Source organism: Streptomyces sp. NPDC002156 (assembly GCF_053593675.1).
On the sequence record NZ_JBSFDA010000020.1, the window covers coordinates 40422 to 54034 of the forward strand.

Here is a 13613-nt window from a genome sequence, read left to right on the forward strand (position 1 = left end):
TTCCTGCACCTCCCAGCTTGCCGCCCGCCACTGACAATCCGGTTCCCGTACGCGTCGGTTCGCTCGCTTAGCGGAGGCGAAACCTCCTCGAAACGCCTCGTGAGAATGGGGTTCTACGCTGAAGGGAAAGGGTTTTCAGCAAGGGGTCGGCGCGTCAGCGCACAGGAACACGGGGAGGTGGGCGGTGTGACGGACGTCCCGCGTCACGGACCGGCACGCGCCGTACGGCTGCGTTCGGTGGGCGACGACGAACTGGAACTGCGGTACCGCGTCGTGCACGGGTACCGCCGGGCCTTCCGCATGGCGGGCTCGGGCCCCGTGCTCGTCCTGATCCACGGCATCGGCGACTCTTCGGCGACCTGGGCCGAGCTGATCCCCGACCTCGCCCGCAGCCACACCGTGATCGCCCCCGACCTGCTCGGCCACGGCGCGTCCGACAAACCGCGCGCCGACTACTCGGTGGCCGCCTACGCCAACGGCGTGCGCGATCTGCTCACCACCCTCGGCATCGAGTCCGCGACGCTCGTCGGACACTCGCTCGGGGGCGGGGTGGCGATGCAGTTCGCCTATCAGTTCCCCGAGCGCACCGAGCGGCTGATTCTGGTCAGCGCGGGTGGGGTGGGGCGCGAGGTCAATCCCGTTCTGCGGGCCGTGTCACTGCCCGGTGCCCATCTCGCGTTGTCCGCGCTGCGGTTGCCGGGGATGCGGCTGCAAGTGGGGCTTGTCGTACGGCTGATGAAGCTGCTGGACACCGATCTGGGGCAGGACGCGCCGGAGTTGCTCACGCTGGTGGACGCGCTGCCCGACGAGACGTCTCGCAACGCCTTCATTCGTACGCTGCGGGCGGTGGTGGACTGGCGGGGGCAGGTCGTGACCATGCTCGATCGGTGTTATCTGACCGAGGGCATGCCGACGATGTTGCTGTGGGGGGACCGGGACAGTGTGGTGCCGGTCCGGCATGCGTATGGGGCGCATGAGGCCATGCCCGGTAGTCGGCTGGAGATTTTTGAGGGGGCGGGGCATTTTCCGTTCCACAGTGATCCGGTGCGGTTTGTGGAACTGGTGGAGGAGTTCACTGGGGGGAGTGCGCCGGCTGACTGGAGTCGGGAGCATTGGCGGGAGTTGTTGGTGGATGGGCGGCCTGTGGGGGAGGGGGTGGGGGAGGAGGAGTTGCGGGAGGTGAGTGAGCGTAGTGCGACGTAGTTTTTCGGGTGCGGGCCGGTGGGGGCTTGTCGCGCAGTTCCCCGCGCCCCCAAAAGCCGTCCGTGCCCCCTACTGCCAAGCCACCGTTGCCTCTCGTACCGCCGCTACCACCGGTGATTTGCGCAACGCGTGTGACATGGCCAGCAGGTCTCGGGGGCCCTCGGGCGGTGCTGACGCGCCGTTCTCCGTCGCTGCCGCGTTGATCACCCTGCCCTCCGGGTCCGCTGCCCTGGCCCGTATCGCCGCCGTCACCATCGCCGCGTCCGCCTCTGCCCTGGCGCCCTCGGGGGACGAGCCGGCGGCGACCGCGGCCTCGTAGGCCCTGCTTCGGACCGTTGGGTCGAAGTACGGGTAGAGGCTGAGCATGCCGTCGTGGATGTCCGACTCGCGTTGGGTGACCTGGAGTTCGGCCGGGGACCACCAGGCGATGCGGACCCCGCGGTCGCCGTGGTCCGAGAGGGGGGCCAGTTCTCGCCACAGGGGGCTCAGGCGGCGGTACGTCGACCAGGTGCTCCAGACGTCGCCCACGCGCTGGAAGGCCAGGGGGATGCAGAAGCCGGCCGCGGTGACGACCTCCGCTGCGGCGGCCATCGCGGGGGCGACGTATGTGCTCAGATAGTCGAGGTTCTCGCCGTTCCAGCGGGCGATCACCGCCGTCATCTTGGCGGCGGCGAAGGCGATGTTGCAGAAGAAGCCGGCCACGATGACGAGCAGGCCGACCCGCAGCCAGCCGTGCACCTGGAGCGCCCACGGCCAGCACATCATGTTCATCGCTATGTTCGCGACCGTCAGTGCCACGAGGTAGAGGACGATCATTTCGCGGATGTACGGCGTGTTCGCGTAGTGCGTGTCGAAGTCGCGCAGGCGTTGCTCGGGGGCGTTGCCCAGGGCGAACAGGGCGGCCGTCGCCACGATCACCACCGCGTAGCCGGCGATCCAGCGGCGCGAGGCGCGGCGGGTGGACTCGGGCGGGCCACCGCGCCAGTTGATGATCAGCACCAGGCAGGAGGCGCTGAAGGCGCTCAGCAGGCAGTACACGAGCGGTGCCGAGATGTTCGGGACGCCGGTGACGCGGTTGACCCAGGAGATGGTCGGCGGGGCCGCGAAGAGGAACACCAGGACGGAGAGGAGGAGCAGCGCGTACACCGACCGCTGTAGCGGGTCCCGCCAGGCGCGCAGTACCGTCCGGCCTTTGAGGAGGAGGACGATCACCATCGCGGCGGACGGCACGTAGTAGCTGGAGTCGTTCACGCCGGGTCCTGCCTCAGCTCTGCGGCCCGCGATAGCCGAGGGAGGCCTCGATCCGGCCCGCGAGCTGATCCCGCTGAACAGGCTTGCGCAGCGCCGAACCGGCCAGCCACGTACGGCACTTGCTGGCCAGCAGCAGGCCGAAGCTCTCGGCGTCCTGCTCGTCCGCGAGGTCGAACCGGGTGCGGGCGGCCACCTTGCGGACCGTGGCCCGGAGGTCCGCGGTGTCGCTGAGCAGGCGGGCGGCGACCGCGGCGCCGTCGACATGGTGGCCGCAGTGCCCGGCCTGCATGTGCCACAGCTCATGGCCCAGGATCACCAACTGGTGGTCGGGCGCGGTGCGTTCCTCGACCACGACGATGTCCTGGTCGGCCATGTCGAGCCACAGCCCGCTGGCCGTGCCGGGCGGGAAGGGCGCCGCGCGGAACACGACGGGACGGCCGCGGCGCCTGCTCATGGCATCGCACAGCGCGACACAGAGGTCGGCGGGCTCCGCCGGTGCCGGAAGCTTCAGCTCGGTCACCAACTCGCCGCACAGGCGGCGCATTTCCTTGCCGATGTTCACAGTCATCCCTCGGATCACGACTCCGGCCGCTTGACGCTCTCCAGAAGCATGTCCAGCCATTCGGCGACCTTGTCGCGATGCTGGTCGGAGGGCAGCTGCGCGGCCCGCCAGGCGATTCCGCGGACTCCGTGGTCCTGCAGCAGCCGCTCCAGCGGGTCGAAGGCGGCCGCCGCCGCCTCGCGCTCACGGTCGGCGAGCTGCTGGAGAAGCTCCTGCTCGGTGCGCTGGAGGGCGCCCGCGAGCGCCTCGGGGTCCTCCGCGGTGAGGAATCCGGCGTGCACTCTGAAGAAGCGCTGGATGGCGTCGCAGTGCTCCATCGTGGGGCGCCGGTCGCCGTTGATGAGGGCGCCCGCCTGCTGGCGGGACATACCGGCGCCGTCGGCGATCTCCTGCTGGGTGTACTTGCGGCCGTTCGGCTTGAGCCGGGTGCGGCGCAGCAGGCCCAGCCGCTGCAGGAAACGGGCCTGGAGATCGGGTTCGCCGGCGCTCTGGCCGCTCAGTAGGGCCTTGACGACGCTCTCGGGCACACCGGAGGCGGTCGAGAGCTGCGCCGTCCTGAAGACCTCGGTGTGCGGTACGCCGAGCCGGTCCGCGAGCGCGGTGACACGGGCCACTACGGCGGACAGCAGAACCGTCGCCGTGGCGCCCGGAACCTCGTAGCCATCCGTCACCGACAGGTCTCCCACGTCTTGGTCCGTTTTCGTCTTCGTCCGGCATCACTGTTGCCGCGAACTGCCCGGAGAGAGTAGCGGGTTGTTCGAACTCACATCCAGCTCTCGCCACATCTGTGGCCAGATTCAGCCGTCAACAGGCATGAAATGCCACGATAGTTGACACGGCTCGTGCCGGGGCAGCAGGATCAGGGCGCCGCGTGAAGGCCGCATAGGCAAGAGGGGTGACCTCCCGATGGCATTTCAGGCAGGAGGGCAGCGGCCGGCGCCGCGGCCGGTCCCCGAGAGTCCCGAGGCCCGGGCGTATCTGCGGGACTACGCCATGCTCGTGGAGGCCGTGCCCTTTCCGTCCGTCGTCCTCGACCACCGGTGGGACGTGGTCCTCTCCAACACCGCGTTCGAGTCACTTTTCCGTGCCGTCGGCCCGCATCCCACGGCCATGCCCGGCGACAACTTCCTCCGTTTCGTCCTCTTCCACCCGGACGCGGGCACGGTCCTCGGCGAGCACGAGTCGAGCTGGTGTCTGCCGATGCTCGCGCACTTCGCCGCCGCCGTGGAGCGGCACAGCCAGGACCGCGGCCTGCAGTCCATCCGCCGGGACATCGCCCAGGACCCGATCATGGAGGCCGCCTACCGGCAGGGCCTGCCGCACTGGATCCGGGCGGTCGGCGCGGAGGCCGTCCAGCACGACGCCGCCGTACGTCCCCTGCTGCACCCCGACCCGCGCTGGGGCGCCACGGAGTGCCGGGTCGTGGGCGAGACCTCCAAGTCCCTTGAGGACATGGGCTATACGAGGCTGACGCTGGTGCTCCGCGAGACGCGGCGCCCGGCGGACGCCCCGCGAGGACCACGCCGCCCGCGGCGCTCGGCGAGCCACCTGAGTGTGGTGCCGGCCCCGGAGGCGTGACACGGGGACCTGGCCCCGGAACCGTCGGCGTTCAGGTCGCCGACGGCACCGGGGCCGCCGCCCTGTCGGCCCCAGCACCGTTTCCGGATCAGTTCTTGTCCACCGCCCTGTCCACGACGTCCTCGACCCTGTCCGTCGGGCCGGGGGCCGGGATTCCGCGTTTGGCCGCCTGGATCTGCTCGTACACATGCGTGCGCAGTTCGGCGAAGCGCGGGGCGACCCGGGTGTGCAACTGGTCGCGTTCGTCCGGGAGATCGATCGTCAGCTGCTCCCTGACGACGGTCGGGGACGCGGACAGGACGAGCACCCGCTGGCCCAGGTACACGGCCTCGTCGATGTCGTGCGTGACGAACAGGATCGTGATCCCGCGCTGCCGCCACAGTCCCCGTACGAGGTCTTCGAGGTCGGCGCGGGTCTGGGCGTCGACCGCCGCGAACGGCTCGTCCATCAGCAGGACTTCGGGCTCGTAGGCGAGCGCGCGGGCGATCGCGACCCGCTGCTGCATCCCGCCGGACAGCTGCCACGGATACGCCCCGGCGGCGTCCGCGAGCCCGACCGAGCGCAGCGCGTCCGCGACCAGTTCACGGCGCCGGGACTTGGACAAACCCTTCTGCTTCAGCGGGAGTTCGACGTTGTCGCCGACGCGCATCCAGGGGAACAGGCTGCGGCCGTACTCCTGGAAGACGAACGCCATCCCGGGCGGCGGACCGCTCACCGGCCGTCCCGCGAGCGTCACTTGGCCCGCCGTCGGCGTCATGAGCCCGCCCACGCACTTCAGCAGCGTCGTCTTGCCGCACCCCGACGGGCCGACCAGGCACACGAGTTCACCCGCCTCGATGCCGAAGGTGAGGTCCCGCACCGCCTCGACCCGGCGCCCGGACCCCTCGTAGACCTTGTTCAGCCCGGATACATCGAGAAGCGCGCCCATGGACCGCCCTTTCACGTTCGAGAGGCTCACTGCGACCGCCGGGCCGAGGCGCGCAGACCGTGGTACCAGCCGAGCACCCGCCGCTCGACCAGCTGGAAGACGACGGAGAGGACGAAGCCGAGCAGCCCCAGGACGAGGATCCCGGTCCACATGTCCGGTATGGCGAAGCCGCGTTGGAACTGCACGATGGTGAAACCGAGCCCGTTGCTGGCCGCGAACATCTCGCTGATGACCATCAGGATGATGGCGATGGACAGCGCCTGGCGCAGCCCCGCGAAGATCTGCGGGCTCGCCGAGCGCAGCACCACGTTCCGCAGCCGGGCGGCTCCCGTGATCCCGTACGAACGTGCCGTTTCGGCCATCACCGGGTCGACCGCGCGTACGCCCTCGACGGTGTTGAGAAGGATCGGCCAGACGCAGCCGCTCGCGATCACGGTGATCTTCATGGTGTCGTCGATGCCCGCGAACAGCATGATGACGGGGATCAGGACGGGGGCCGGGATCGCCCGCAGGAACTCCAGCACCGGCTCGCACAGGGCCCGCACCCGCCGGTAGGAGCCGATGACCGTGCCGAGGGCCACCCCGACGACGGCCGCCACCGCGTACCCGGCGGCCAGCCGCAGGATGCTGGGCAGCACGTCGGCGCGCAGCCGCTCAGGGGTCCAGACGTCGGGGAAGGCCGTGAGGATCGTCCGCAGGGGTGGCCAGAAAGGGTTGGTGCTGTCGTCGGAGGCGAGCCACCAGAGCCCGAGCAGGAGGAGGGGCAGCGCGACGACGAAGACCAGCCGGAGCAGGAACCGGGTCACACCGCCACCTCCCCGCGCACCGACTGGTGCCAGGCCAGCGCCCGCCGTTCCACCGTACGGGCGCCCACGTTGATGACGAGGCCGAGGAGCCCGGTGACCACGATCAGCGCGTACATCTCGGGCACCGCCTGCGAGTTCTGCGCGATGGCGATGCGCGCGCCCAACCCCGGTGCCCCGATGACCAGTTCGGCGGTCACCGTGAGGATCAGCGCGACGGCCGCGGCCAGCCGTACGCCGGTCATGACGTACGGCAGCGCGGTCGGCCACAGCACGTACCGGATGCGCGCCCAGCTGCCCAGACCGTACGAGCGGGCCGTCTCGTCCGCGACCGGGTCCAAGTCCTGGATGCCGTACAGGACTTGGACGAGCACCTGCCAGAAGGAGGCGTAGACGACGAGGAGGAGGACCGAGCGCAGTTCGCTGCCGTAGAGCAGGACGGCGAGCGGGATCAGCGCGACCGACGGGATCGGGCGCAGGAACTCGATCGTCGACGCCGTGGCCTCGCGCAGATACGGCACGACCGACACGAGCACCCCGACGGCGATGCCCGCGCTCACCGCGATGGCGAGGCCCAGCGCCCAGCCGGTGAGCGTGTCGCCGAGCGCCGTCCAGAAGGTGTCGTCGGACAGCTCGTCGCCGAGGGCGCCGGCGATCCGGGCGACGGGCGGGAAGTACGCCTCTTTGACGAGACCGAGCCGCGGTACCGCCTCGCCCAGGGCGAGGAAGACCGCGAGCCCGGTCGCGCCGAGGACGGCGTTCGTCCCTCTCACGGCAGCAGCTTGTCCAGGTCGGGGGTCTTCTTGAAGAGCCCGTCCTCCTCGCCGAGCTTCATCAGTGCCTCGATCGAGGCACGGTTCGCCTCGGCCGGCCACTTCGGCAGGGTCACCTTCGCCAGTACGTCCGCCGGGATCTTGGTGTACGTCGTGACGATCTGCCGGGCCTCGTCCGGATGGGCGTCGGCGTAGGCGAGGGACTCGGCGGTGGCCTCCTGGAACTTCTTCACCAACTCCGGGTTCTGCTGGGCGTACTGGGTCGAGGTGAAGTACATCGCGACGGTGCAGTTCGGCGCGACGTCCACCAGCGGCCAGCCGATCTCCACACCGCCCTGGCTCTTGACGGTCGCGAGGGCCGGCTCGACGACCTGGGCGGCGTCGATCTGGCCGCTGTCGAGGGCGGCGGGCATCTGGTCGAAGGCCAGCTCGACGAACTTCACCTTGTCGGGGTCGCCGCCGGCCTTGCGCACCGACTCGCGGACCGACGTCTCGTTGATGTTCTTGAGGGTGTTGACGGCGACCTTCTTGCCCTCCAGGTCCTTCGCCGACTTGATCGGGCTGTCCTTCTTCACGGTGATCGCGCTGAAGTCCTTGCCCTCCACACCGGTTGACGCGATGCCGTTGACGACGGCCTTGACCGGTACGTCGTTGGACTGGGCGATCATCAACGACGTCACGTTGCTGAAGCCGAACTGGAACTGGCCGCTGACGACACCCGGCACGATCGCCGCGCCGCCCTGCGCGAGGGTGAGGGACAGCTTGAGCCCGCGCTCGCTGAAGAAGCCCTTCTGCTGACCGAGGTAGAGGGGTGCCACGTCGACGATGGGGATGATGCCGACCTTGACCGTGGTGGTGCCGCCGGACGACGTGGTGCCGCCCGACGAGCCGGAACCGTCCGACGAACCACAGGCCGTCGCGGTGACCAGGAGCGTGGCGGCCGTGAGGCCGGTGAACAGACGACGCATGACTCCTCCTGTGGGACCGATCCTGGTGCTCCGACAGGTTGTGCCAGATGGTGGCGAGTTGTGCGCGGAGAGCACGGGCGTGCTCAGGGAGAACGTCTCGGAACGTCTCAGCGGGAACGTAGAGCCCCGCGCCAGCCAGGGTCAATGCCCGTGCCGTACCCGGTTGTTGACGTACACGGCGCGCACTCATAGCGTGCGCACAGCGCACACTCGTACGTCCCCCTGGAGGCTACGATGACCGCTGCCGCCCGCGCCCCGCACTTCGTCCGCTCCTTCGAACGCGGCCTGGCCGTCATCCGTGCCTTCGACGCCGAACACCCGGCGCTGACGCTCAGCGAGGTCGCCCGCGCCTGTGAACTGACCCGCGCCGCCGCCCGCCGCTTCCTGCTGACCCTCGCCGACCTCGGCTACGTCCACAGCGACGGCCGGCTCTTCCGGCTCACCCCGCGCGTACTGGAACTCGGCTACGCGTACCTCGCCGCCTTCACCCTGCCGCAGATCGCCGAGCCGCATCTGGAGCAACTCGTCGCGCAGGTACGGGAGTCGTCCTCGCTGTGCGTCCTGGACGGCGACGACATCGTGTACGTGGCCCGGGTCCCCATCCGCCGCATCATGACCGCGGCCATCACCGTCGGCACCCGCTTCCCGGCCCACGTCACGTCAGTGGGAAGGGTGATCCTCGCGCATCTGCCCGAGGGGGACCTTGACGCCCTCCTCGCGCGCGCCGACCTGCGCCCCCTGACCGACCGGACGATCACCTCAACGACCGTACTGCGGACGGAACTTCAGCGCGTACGGCGACAGGGGTACGCCGTCGTCGACCAGGAACTGGAGGAGGGGCTGCGCTCGGTCGCCGCCCCGGTGCGGGACCGGGACGGCGAGGTGGTGGCCGGCGTGAACATCCCCGTCCACGCCGGCCGCAACTCCGTGGAGTCGGTACGCCGGGACCTGTTGCCCCATCTCCTGGCGACCGTCGCCCGGATCGAGGCCGATCTGGCGATGGCTACAGGTCGAGGACGAGCCGCGGACCACGGCACCGGGACACACAGATGAGCATCGTCTCGCCCGCCTCCCGCTCCTCGTCGGAGAGCACCGAGTCCCGGTGGTCCGGGGTGCCTTCGAGCACGTCCGTCTCACAGGTGCCGCAGGTCCCCTCGGTGCAGGAGTAGAGCACCTCGACCCCGGCCCCGCGCACGGTGTCAAGGACGGACACGTCGACGGGCACGGTCAGCGTACGACCGCTGCGCTGCAGCACGACCTCGAACTCACTGTCGTCGCCGCCCTGTTGGACCTTGGGCGTGAACCGCTCGACATGCAGGGCACCGCCCGGACAGACGGCCTCCACCGCGTCGAGGAGTGCCCCAGGACCGCAGCAGTAGACAAGGGTGCCTTCCGTCAACTGCCCGATCTCCGAGTCGAGGTCGAGCAGCCCGGTCTCGTCCTGCGGAGCGAACGTGACCTTGTCCCCGTACCGTCCCAACTCCTCCGTGAACGCCATGGAGTTGCGGGTGCGTCCGCCGTACAGCAGCGTCCACTCGGCGCCCGCCGCCTCGGCGGCGGCGAGCATCGGCAGGATCGGGGTGATGCCGATACCGCCCGCGACGAAGCGGTAGCGGGGCGCCGGCTTGAGCGCGAAGTGGTTGCGCGGCCCGCGTACCCGCACCTTGTCGCCGAGCCCCAACTGCCCGTGCACATACGCCGATCCACCGCGCCCGTCCGGCTCGCGCAGCACCGCGATCCGCCACGCCGACCGGTCGGCCGGGTCGCCGCACAACGAGTACTGGCGCTCCAGCTCGGGCCCGAGCACGACGTCGACATGGGCGCCCGGCTCCCACTCGGGGAGTTGCTCGCCCAGCGGGTGCCGCAGGGTGAGCGCGAGCACCCCATCGGCGGCCAACTCGCGCCGGTCGACGATGAGTTCGACTTCGTAGACGCTCATGAGCTGCTTCCTTGCGGCTGATGTCCCTGGGGGTGGGAGAGCATCCACTCCCACATCTCGATGGGGTCCTGCGAGCTGTGTTCACGGCCGCAGTGACAGGTGCCGTGCAGGATGTCCGTGCCCGGCAGCCAGTCGATGCGGTAGACCTCGCCCGTGGGGCTGCTCACAGGACCTTCTCCACCGGCTTGTCGCCCTCCTCGACCAGCCGGGCGAGGATACGGCGGGCGGCGAGACCACCGGTGTCGATGTTGATGCTCAGCTCCTGGTAGCCGGTGCGCTCCGAACCCAGCGTCTCCTGAAGGAGGTTGAGCGCGACGACGTCCTGCATGACGACCGTGTGGTTGTTGCTCCGCAGGAACTCGGTGACCTCGTCGTCGTCCGTGGCCCAGTCCCGCGAGACCATCCAGAAGTCGTACACCTTGCCGTCGGACGACGGAGTGATCGCGTACGTGATCTCGGTGTGGAAACCGTTCGGGTCGCTGCCGTCCGCCTCGGGCACCACGCCGACCGGCGCGATCCGGCTGTGCAGCAGGTACAGGCACGGCGCGTGGTACTCGATGTCCTGCCAGCGCGTGATCCGCCCCTCGATCCCGGTCGACTTGGCGTAGAACGGCGGGCACTCGGCGTCCGCCATGTGCCGGCTGACCCGGACGATCCCGGCGCCCTCGTCGACCTCGGTGGTGATCGGGGTCTCGGCGACCTCGGGGGTGCCGATGTAGCCGCCGTGCAGATAGGTCTCGTGGGAGAGGTCGAGCAGGTTGTCGACCAGGAGCCCGTAGTCGGCGTCGATCGGCTCCATGCCCTGGATGGTCGTCCAGCCGGGGGAGTCGAGGTGCCGGGCGCGCGGGATGGTCTGCGGGTCGGCCAGTGCCGGGTCGCCGATCCAGACCCAGATCAGCGAGTCCTGCTCGACGACCGGGTAGGAGGCGACGCGGGCGGTGCGCGGGACCCGTTTCTGCCCCGGCACGTACACGCACGTACCCGTGGTGTCGTAGGTGAAGCCGTGGTAACCGCACACGATCCGGTCGCCGTCGAGTCCGCTCTCGGAGAGCGGGTACCTGCGGTGCACACAGCGGTCGTGCAGGGCTATCGGCGTCCCCTCGCCCTCGGTGCGATAGAAGACGAGCGGCTCCCCGAGAATCGTCCGTCCGAGCAACTCCCGCCCCACCTCGTGGCTGTAGGCGGCGACGTACCACTGGTTCCTGGCGAAGGCGGTGGTGTGCGGCATCGTTGCGGCTCCCGTCTCTCTGTGATGGCGACATCGTCCGGAAGGGCGTCACAGGGACGCAATACCGCTTCCGCCTCACGGAAGCTTCGATGGAAAACGCCTGTTCAGAGGGCAGTCCGATGGTCCAGCCGTCCGTCGGGCGGCCGGACCCGTTCGTCCACGAGCAGGTCAGTCGCCCTCGGCCCCGGGCAGCAGGCGCGAACCCGCCACGGTGAAGCCGATCCGGGCCCCGCCGCCCGGGCGAGGGCCCGCGGTCACCGTGCCGCCGTGGGCCTCGGCGACGTCGCGGACGATGGCGAGGCCGAGTCCGGAGCCGGGCAGGGCGCGAGCGGTGTCGGCGCGGTAGAAGCGGTCGAACACCCGGGGGAGGGCGGCGGCGTCGATGCCCGGTCCGCGGTCGGACACGGTGACCGCCCCACGGCGGATGCGCACCTCGATGGGATCGTCGCCGTCGGGGTCGAACTTGGCGGCGTTCTCCAGCAGGTTGCCCAGCGCGCGTTCCAGGCCCTGCGGGCGGCCGTGGACCACGGTGCCGTCGGCGTCGACATGGACCAGGCGACCGCTGCGCCGGTACACCCGCCGCGCGACACGGCGGGCCACGACGGCCAGCTCCACGGCCTCCTCGTCCTCTTCCTGGCCGCCGGCCAGCGCCAGTTCCACGAGTTCCTCCACGAGGTGCGCGAGTTCGCCGGTCTCGCCCTCGACGTCGTCCAGGAGCCGGTCGCGGGCCTGCGGGGACAGCTCGGCGACGCGACGCAGCACCGCGGCGTTGGTGCGCAGACTGGTGAGAGGGGTCCGCAGCTCGTGGGCGGCGTCGTGCACCAGTCTCTCCTGGGCGTCACGGGCGGCGGCGATCCGCCCGAGCATCCTGCCGAACGACGTGGACAGCCGGCCCACCTCGTCCCGCCCGCCCGTCAGGTCCGCGTGTCCGAGCACGGCCCGGCCGTCGGCGCTGACCTCTTCGGCGGCCTCGGCCAGCCGTACCAGGCGCCGGGTGATGCGTCCCGCGACCAGCACACCCGCGCCGGCCGCGGCCAGCATGACCGCGAGGCTGACCATCGCGATCTCCCTGGCCATACCGCCCAGGACATGACGGGTCTCGTCGATCCGGACCGCCACCTGCAGCGCGCCCCGGTTCCCGCCCAGGGCGGTGGTCAGCCGACGGTAGGTGCGGCCCGCCACGACGACCTCGGTGATGTCCGTGTCCCCGGCCCTGCCCGAGGCGGCCAGGGTCCGCCCGGTGTCGGACACCGGCAGCGGCACACCCGGGCCACCGAGGCGGGCGACCGTTCCGTCGACGGCGACGGACTGCAGGACCATCCGCCGTTCCGGCTCGTCCCCGGGACCGGGGCGGTCCGGCCCGGGAAAGAGCTCCGGTACCTGGGCGATCACCTCGGAGACCAGCGGCTGCCCTCCCCGTTCCTCGGCGTGCGCCAGGGCGACCGTGGCCGACCGCAGGGTCCGGTCGATCTCGGCGACGACCCGGTCGGAGGCGGCGCGATAACTCAGCGCTCCGACCAGCAGCGCCACCACGGCACCGATGGCGGCGAAGGCGAGCGCGAACCGCGTACGCAGGGTCATGTCCGTGCCGCGTATCCCACGCCGCGCACGGTGTGGATCAGATCGGGCGCTCCGGCCGCGCCGAGCTTGCGCCGCAGATATCCGACGTAGCCCGCCAGGTTCTTGGCGTCCACGCCGACGTCGCGACCCCAGACCTGCCGGTAGAGCGTCTCGTGATCCAGCACCAGTCCCTCGTTGCGCACCAGGAGTTCCAGCAGGTCGAACTCGGTCCTGGTGAGCCGCACTTCCGACTCGCCCCACCACACACGGCGGGCCGCCGGAGAGATCCGCAGCGAGGCCATGCGCAGAACGGTGCCGTCCCGCTCCGCGTCCTCGGTCTCCCGCACGGGCTTCGGGGTCAGGGCGGCTCTGCGCAGCAACGCCCTCAGCCGGGCCGTCAGTTCGGGCACCGCGAAGGGCTTGGACAGATAGTCGTCGGCACCGGCGTCGAGGCCCGCCGCACGGTCCGGGGTGCGGGAGCGGGCGGTGAGCATGAGGACCGGTGTGCGGTCACCGTCGGCGCGCAGCACACGGCACACAGCCATGCCGTCGACATGGGGCATCATGACGTCGACGACGAGCACGTCGAAGGACTCCCGGCGGACCCGGGTCAGCGTCTCCACCCCGTCGGCGGCGGTGACGACGTCGTACCCCTCCAACTCCAGTGCGCGCGCGAGGGATTCACGGACCGCGCGATCGTCGTCGGCGATGAGGACACGATCAGGCATCCGGGCATGATGGCACACCGCTTCCGGGCGCCGGTTCGCATTCCGGGCACCGGTTCTCATCGAATTCCGGACCGGCTCCCGACCGGGTCTGA

The 13613-nt window shown here is 70.3% G+C and carries 15 protein-coding genes; 3 read left to right on the forward strand and 12 right to left on the reverse strand.

The window, feature by feature from the left end:
- Positions 1-186 precede the first annotated feature (186 nt).
- Positions 187-1203, forward strand: a complete 1017-nt coding sequence (locus ACWCRB_RS11755) for an alpha/beta fold hydrolase (RefSeq protein WP_450995883.1) — start codon at positions 187-189, stop codon at positions 1201-1203.
- A gap of 69 nt (positions 1204-1272) precedes the next feature.
- Here the strand turns inward: ACWCRB_RS11755 and ACWCRB_RS11760 are convergent, their stop codons facing one another.
- The 3 genes from ACWCRB_RS11760 to ACWCRB_RS11770 are packed head-to-tail and all read right to left on the reverse strand — an operon-like array spanning position 1273 to position 3687.
- On the reverse strand, positions 1273-2454 hold the full coding sequence (locus ACWCRB_RS11760) for an MAB_1171c family putative transporter (protein WP_450995884.1): 1182 nt from the start codon (positions 2452-2454) through the stop codon (positions 1273-1275).
- A 13-nt stretch (positions 2455-2467) separates the two neighbouring features.
- A complete protein-coding gene (locus ACWCRB_RS11765; protein WP_450995923.1) occupies positions 2468-2998 on the reverse strand; it encodes a toxin-antitoxin system, toxin component in 531 nt (176 codons plus the stop codon).
- Between the two features lie 32 nt (positions 2999-3030).
- Complete coding sequence (locus tag ACWCRB_RS11770; protein ID WP_235479806.1) at positions 3031-3687, reverse strand: helix-turn-helix domain-containing protein; 657 nt, start codon at positions 3685-3687, stop codon at positions 3031-3033.
- A 235-nt stretch (positions 3688-3922) separates the two neighbouring features.
- Between ACWCRB_RS11770 and ACWCRB_RS11775 the strand changes: the two genes are divergently transcribed.
- On the forward strand, positions 3923-4594 hold the full coding sequence (locus tag ACWCRB_RS11775; protein WP_450995885.1) for an MmyB family transcriptional regulator: 672 nt from the start codon (positions 3923-3925) through the stop codon (positions 4592-4594).
- Between the two features lie 88 nt (positions 4595-4682).
- On the opposite strand, the gene ACWCRB_RS11780 is transcribed toward ACWCRB_RS11775, so the two are convergent.
- Genes ACWCRB_RS11780 through ACWCRB_RS11795 form a run of 4 tightly spaced genes read right to left on the reverse strand, consistent with a single transcriptional unit; the run spans position 4683 to position 8066 of the window.
- On the reverse strand, positions 4683-5522 hold the full coding sequence (locus tag ACWCRB_RS11780; protein WP_450995886.1) for an ABC transporter ATP-binding protein: 840 nt from the start codon (positions 5520-5522) through the stop codon (positions 4683-4685).
- A 26-nt stretch (positions 5523-5548) separates the two neighbouring features.
- Positions 5549-6328 carry an ABC transporter permease gene (locus ACWCRB_RS11785; protein WP_450995887.1) on the reverse strand — a complete coding sequence of 260 codons (780 nt, stop codon included), beginning with the start codon at positions 6326-6328 and terminating at the stop codon, positions 5549-5551.
- Positions 6325-7098, reverse strand: a complete 774-nt coding sequence (locus ACWCRB_RS11790) for an ABC transporter permease (RefSeq protein WP_405534517.1) — start codon at positions 7096-7098, stop codon at positions 6325-6327. The genes ACWCRB_RS11785 and ACWCRB_RS11790 overlap by 4 nt, the downstream gene beginning before the upstream one ends.
- Positions 7095-8066, reverse strand: coding sequence for an ABC transporter substrate-binding protein (locus ACWCRB_RS11795; RefSeq protein ID WP_450995888.1), 972 nt, complete (start codon positions 8064-8066; stop codon positions 7095-7097). Before ACWCRB_RS11795 ends, ACWCRB_RS11790 begins: the two co-directional genes overlap by 4 nt.
- Before the next feature lie 234 nt (positions 8067-8300).
- Here ACWCRB_RS11795 and ACWCRB_RS11800 point away from each other — a divergent pair, with 234 nt between their 5' ends.
- Positions 8301-9119, forward strand: coding sequence for an IclR family transcriptional regulator domain-containing protein (locus ACWCRB_RS11800; RefSeq protein WP_450995889.1), 819 nt, complete (start codon positions 8301-8303; stop codon positions 9117-9119).
- Here ACWCRB_RS11800 and ACWCRB_RS11805 read toward each other — a convergent pair.
- The 5 genes from ACWCRB_RS11805 to ACWCRB_RS11825 form a co-directional block, all read right to left on the reverse strand.
- A complete protein-coding gene (locus ACWCRB_RS11805; protein WP_450995890.1) occupies positions 9070-10005 on the reverse strand; it encodes a PDR/VanB family oxidoreductase in 936 nt (311 codons plus the stop codon). The two genes, ACWCRB_RS11800 and ACWCRB_RS11805, sit on opposite strands and share 50 nt — an antisense overlap.
- Positions 10002-10172, reverse strand: coding sequence for a hypothetical protein (locus ACWCRB_RS11810; RefSeq protein WP_450408792.1), 171 nt, complete (start codon positions 10170-10172; stop codon positions 10002-10004). The genes ACWCRB_RS11805 and ACWCRB_RS11810 overlap by 4 nt, the downstream gene beginning before the upstream one ends.
- Positions 10169-11233, reverse strand: coding sequence for an aromatic ring-hydroxylating dioxygenase subunit alpha (locus ACWCRB_RS11815; protein ID WP_235473631.1), 1065 nt, complete (start codon positions 11231-11233; stop codon positions 10169-10171). The genes ACWCRB_RS11810 and ACWCRB_RS11815 overlap by 4 nt, the downstream gene beginning before the upstream one ends.
- Before the next feature lie 168 nt (positions 11234-11401).
- On the reverse strand, positions 11402-12814 hold the full coding sequence (locus tag ACWCRB_RS11820; RefSeq protein ID WP_450995891.1) for a HAMP domain-containing sensor histidine kinase: 1413 nt from the start codon (positions 12812-12814) through the stop codon (positions 11402-11404).
- The gene (locus tag ACWCRB_RS11825) at positions 12811-13521 is read right to left on the reverse strand and encodes a response regulator transcription factor (RefSeq protein ID WP_450995892.1); all 711 of its coding nucleotides are present in this window, start codon (positions 13519-13521) and stop codon (positions 12811-12813) included. Before ACWCRB_RS11825 ends, ACWCRB_RS11820 begins: the two co-directional genes overlap by 4 nt.
- Positions 13522-13613 lie beyond the last annotated feature (92 nt).

Excerpts from the sequence above, each read along its gene's own strand:
- ACWCRB_RS11765 (WP_450995923.1), bottom strand. The coding sequence starts at position 2,998 with ATGCGCCGCCTGTGCGGCGAGTTGGTGACCGAGCTGAAGCTTCCGGCA.
- ACWCRB_RS11775 (WP_450995885.1), top strand. The coding sequence starts at position 3,923 with ATGGCATTTCAGGCAGGAGGGCAGCGGCCGGCGCCGCGGCCGGTCCCC.
- ACWCRB_RS11780 (WP_450995886.1), bottom strand. The coding sequence starts at position 5,522 with ATGGGCGCGCTTCTCGATGTATCCGGGCTGAACAAGGTCTACGAGGGG.
- ACWCRB_RS11795 (WP_450995888.1), bottom strand. The coding sequence starts at position 8,066 with ATGCGTCGTCTGTTCACCGGCCTCACGGCCGCCACGCTCCTGGTCACC.
- ACWCRB_RS11800 (WP_450995889.1), top strand. The coding sequence starts at position 8,301 with ATGACCGCTGCCGCCCGCGCCCCGCACTTCGTCCGCTCCTTCGAACGC.
- ACWCRB_RS11805 (WP_450995890.1), bottom strand. The coding sequence starts at position 10,005 with ATGAGCGTCTACGAAGTCGAACTCATCGTCGACCGGCGCGAGTTGGCC.
- ACWCRB_RS11815 (WP_235473631.1), bottom strand. The coding sequence starts at position 11,233 with ATGCCGCACACCACCGCCTTCGCCAGGAACCAGTGGTACGTCGCCGCC.
- ACWCRB_RS11820 (WP_450995891.1), bottom strand. The coding sequence starts at position 12,814 with ATGACCCTGCGTACGCGGTTCGCGCTCGCCTTCGCCGCCATCGGTGCC.
- ACWCRB_RS11825 (WP_450995892.1), bottom strand. The coding sequence starts at position 13,521 with ATGCCTGATCGTGTCCTCATCGCCGACGACGATCGCGCGGTCCGTGAA.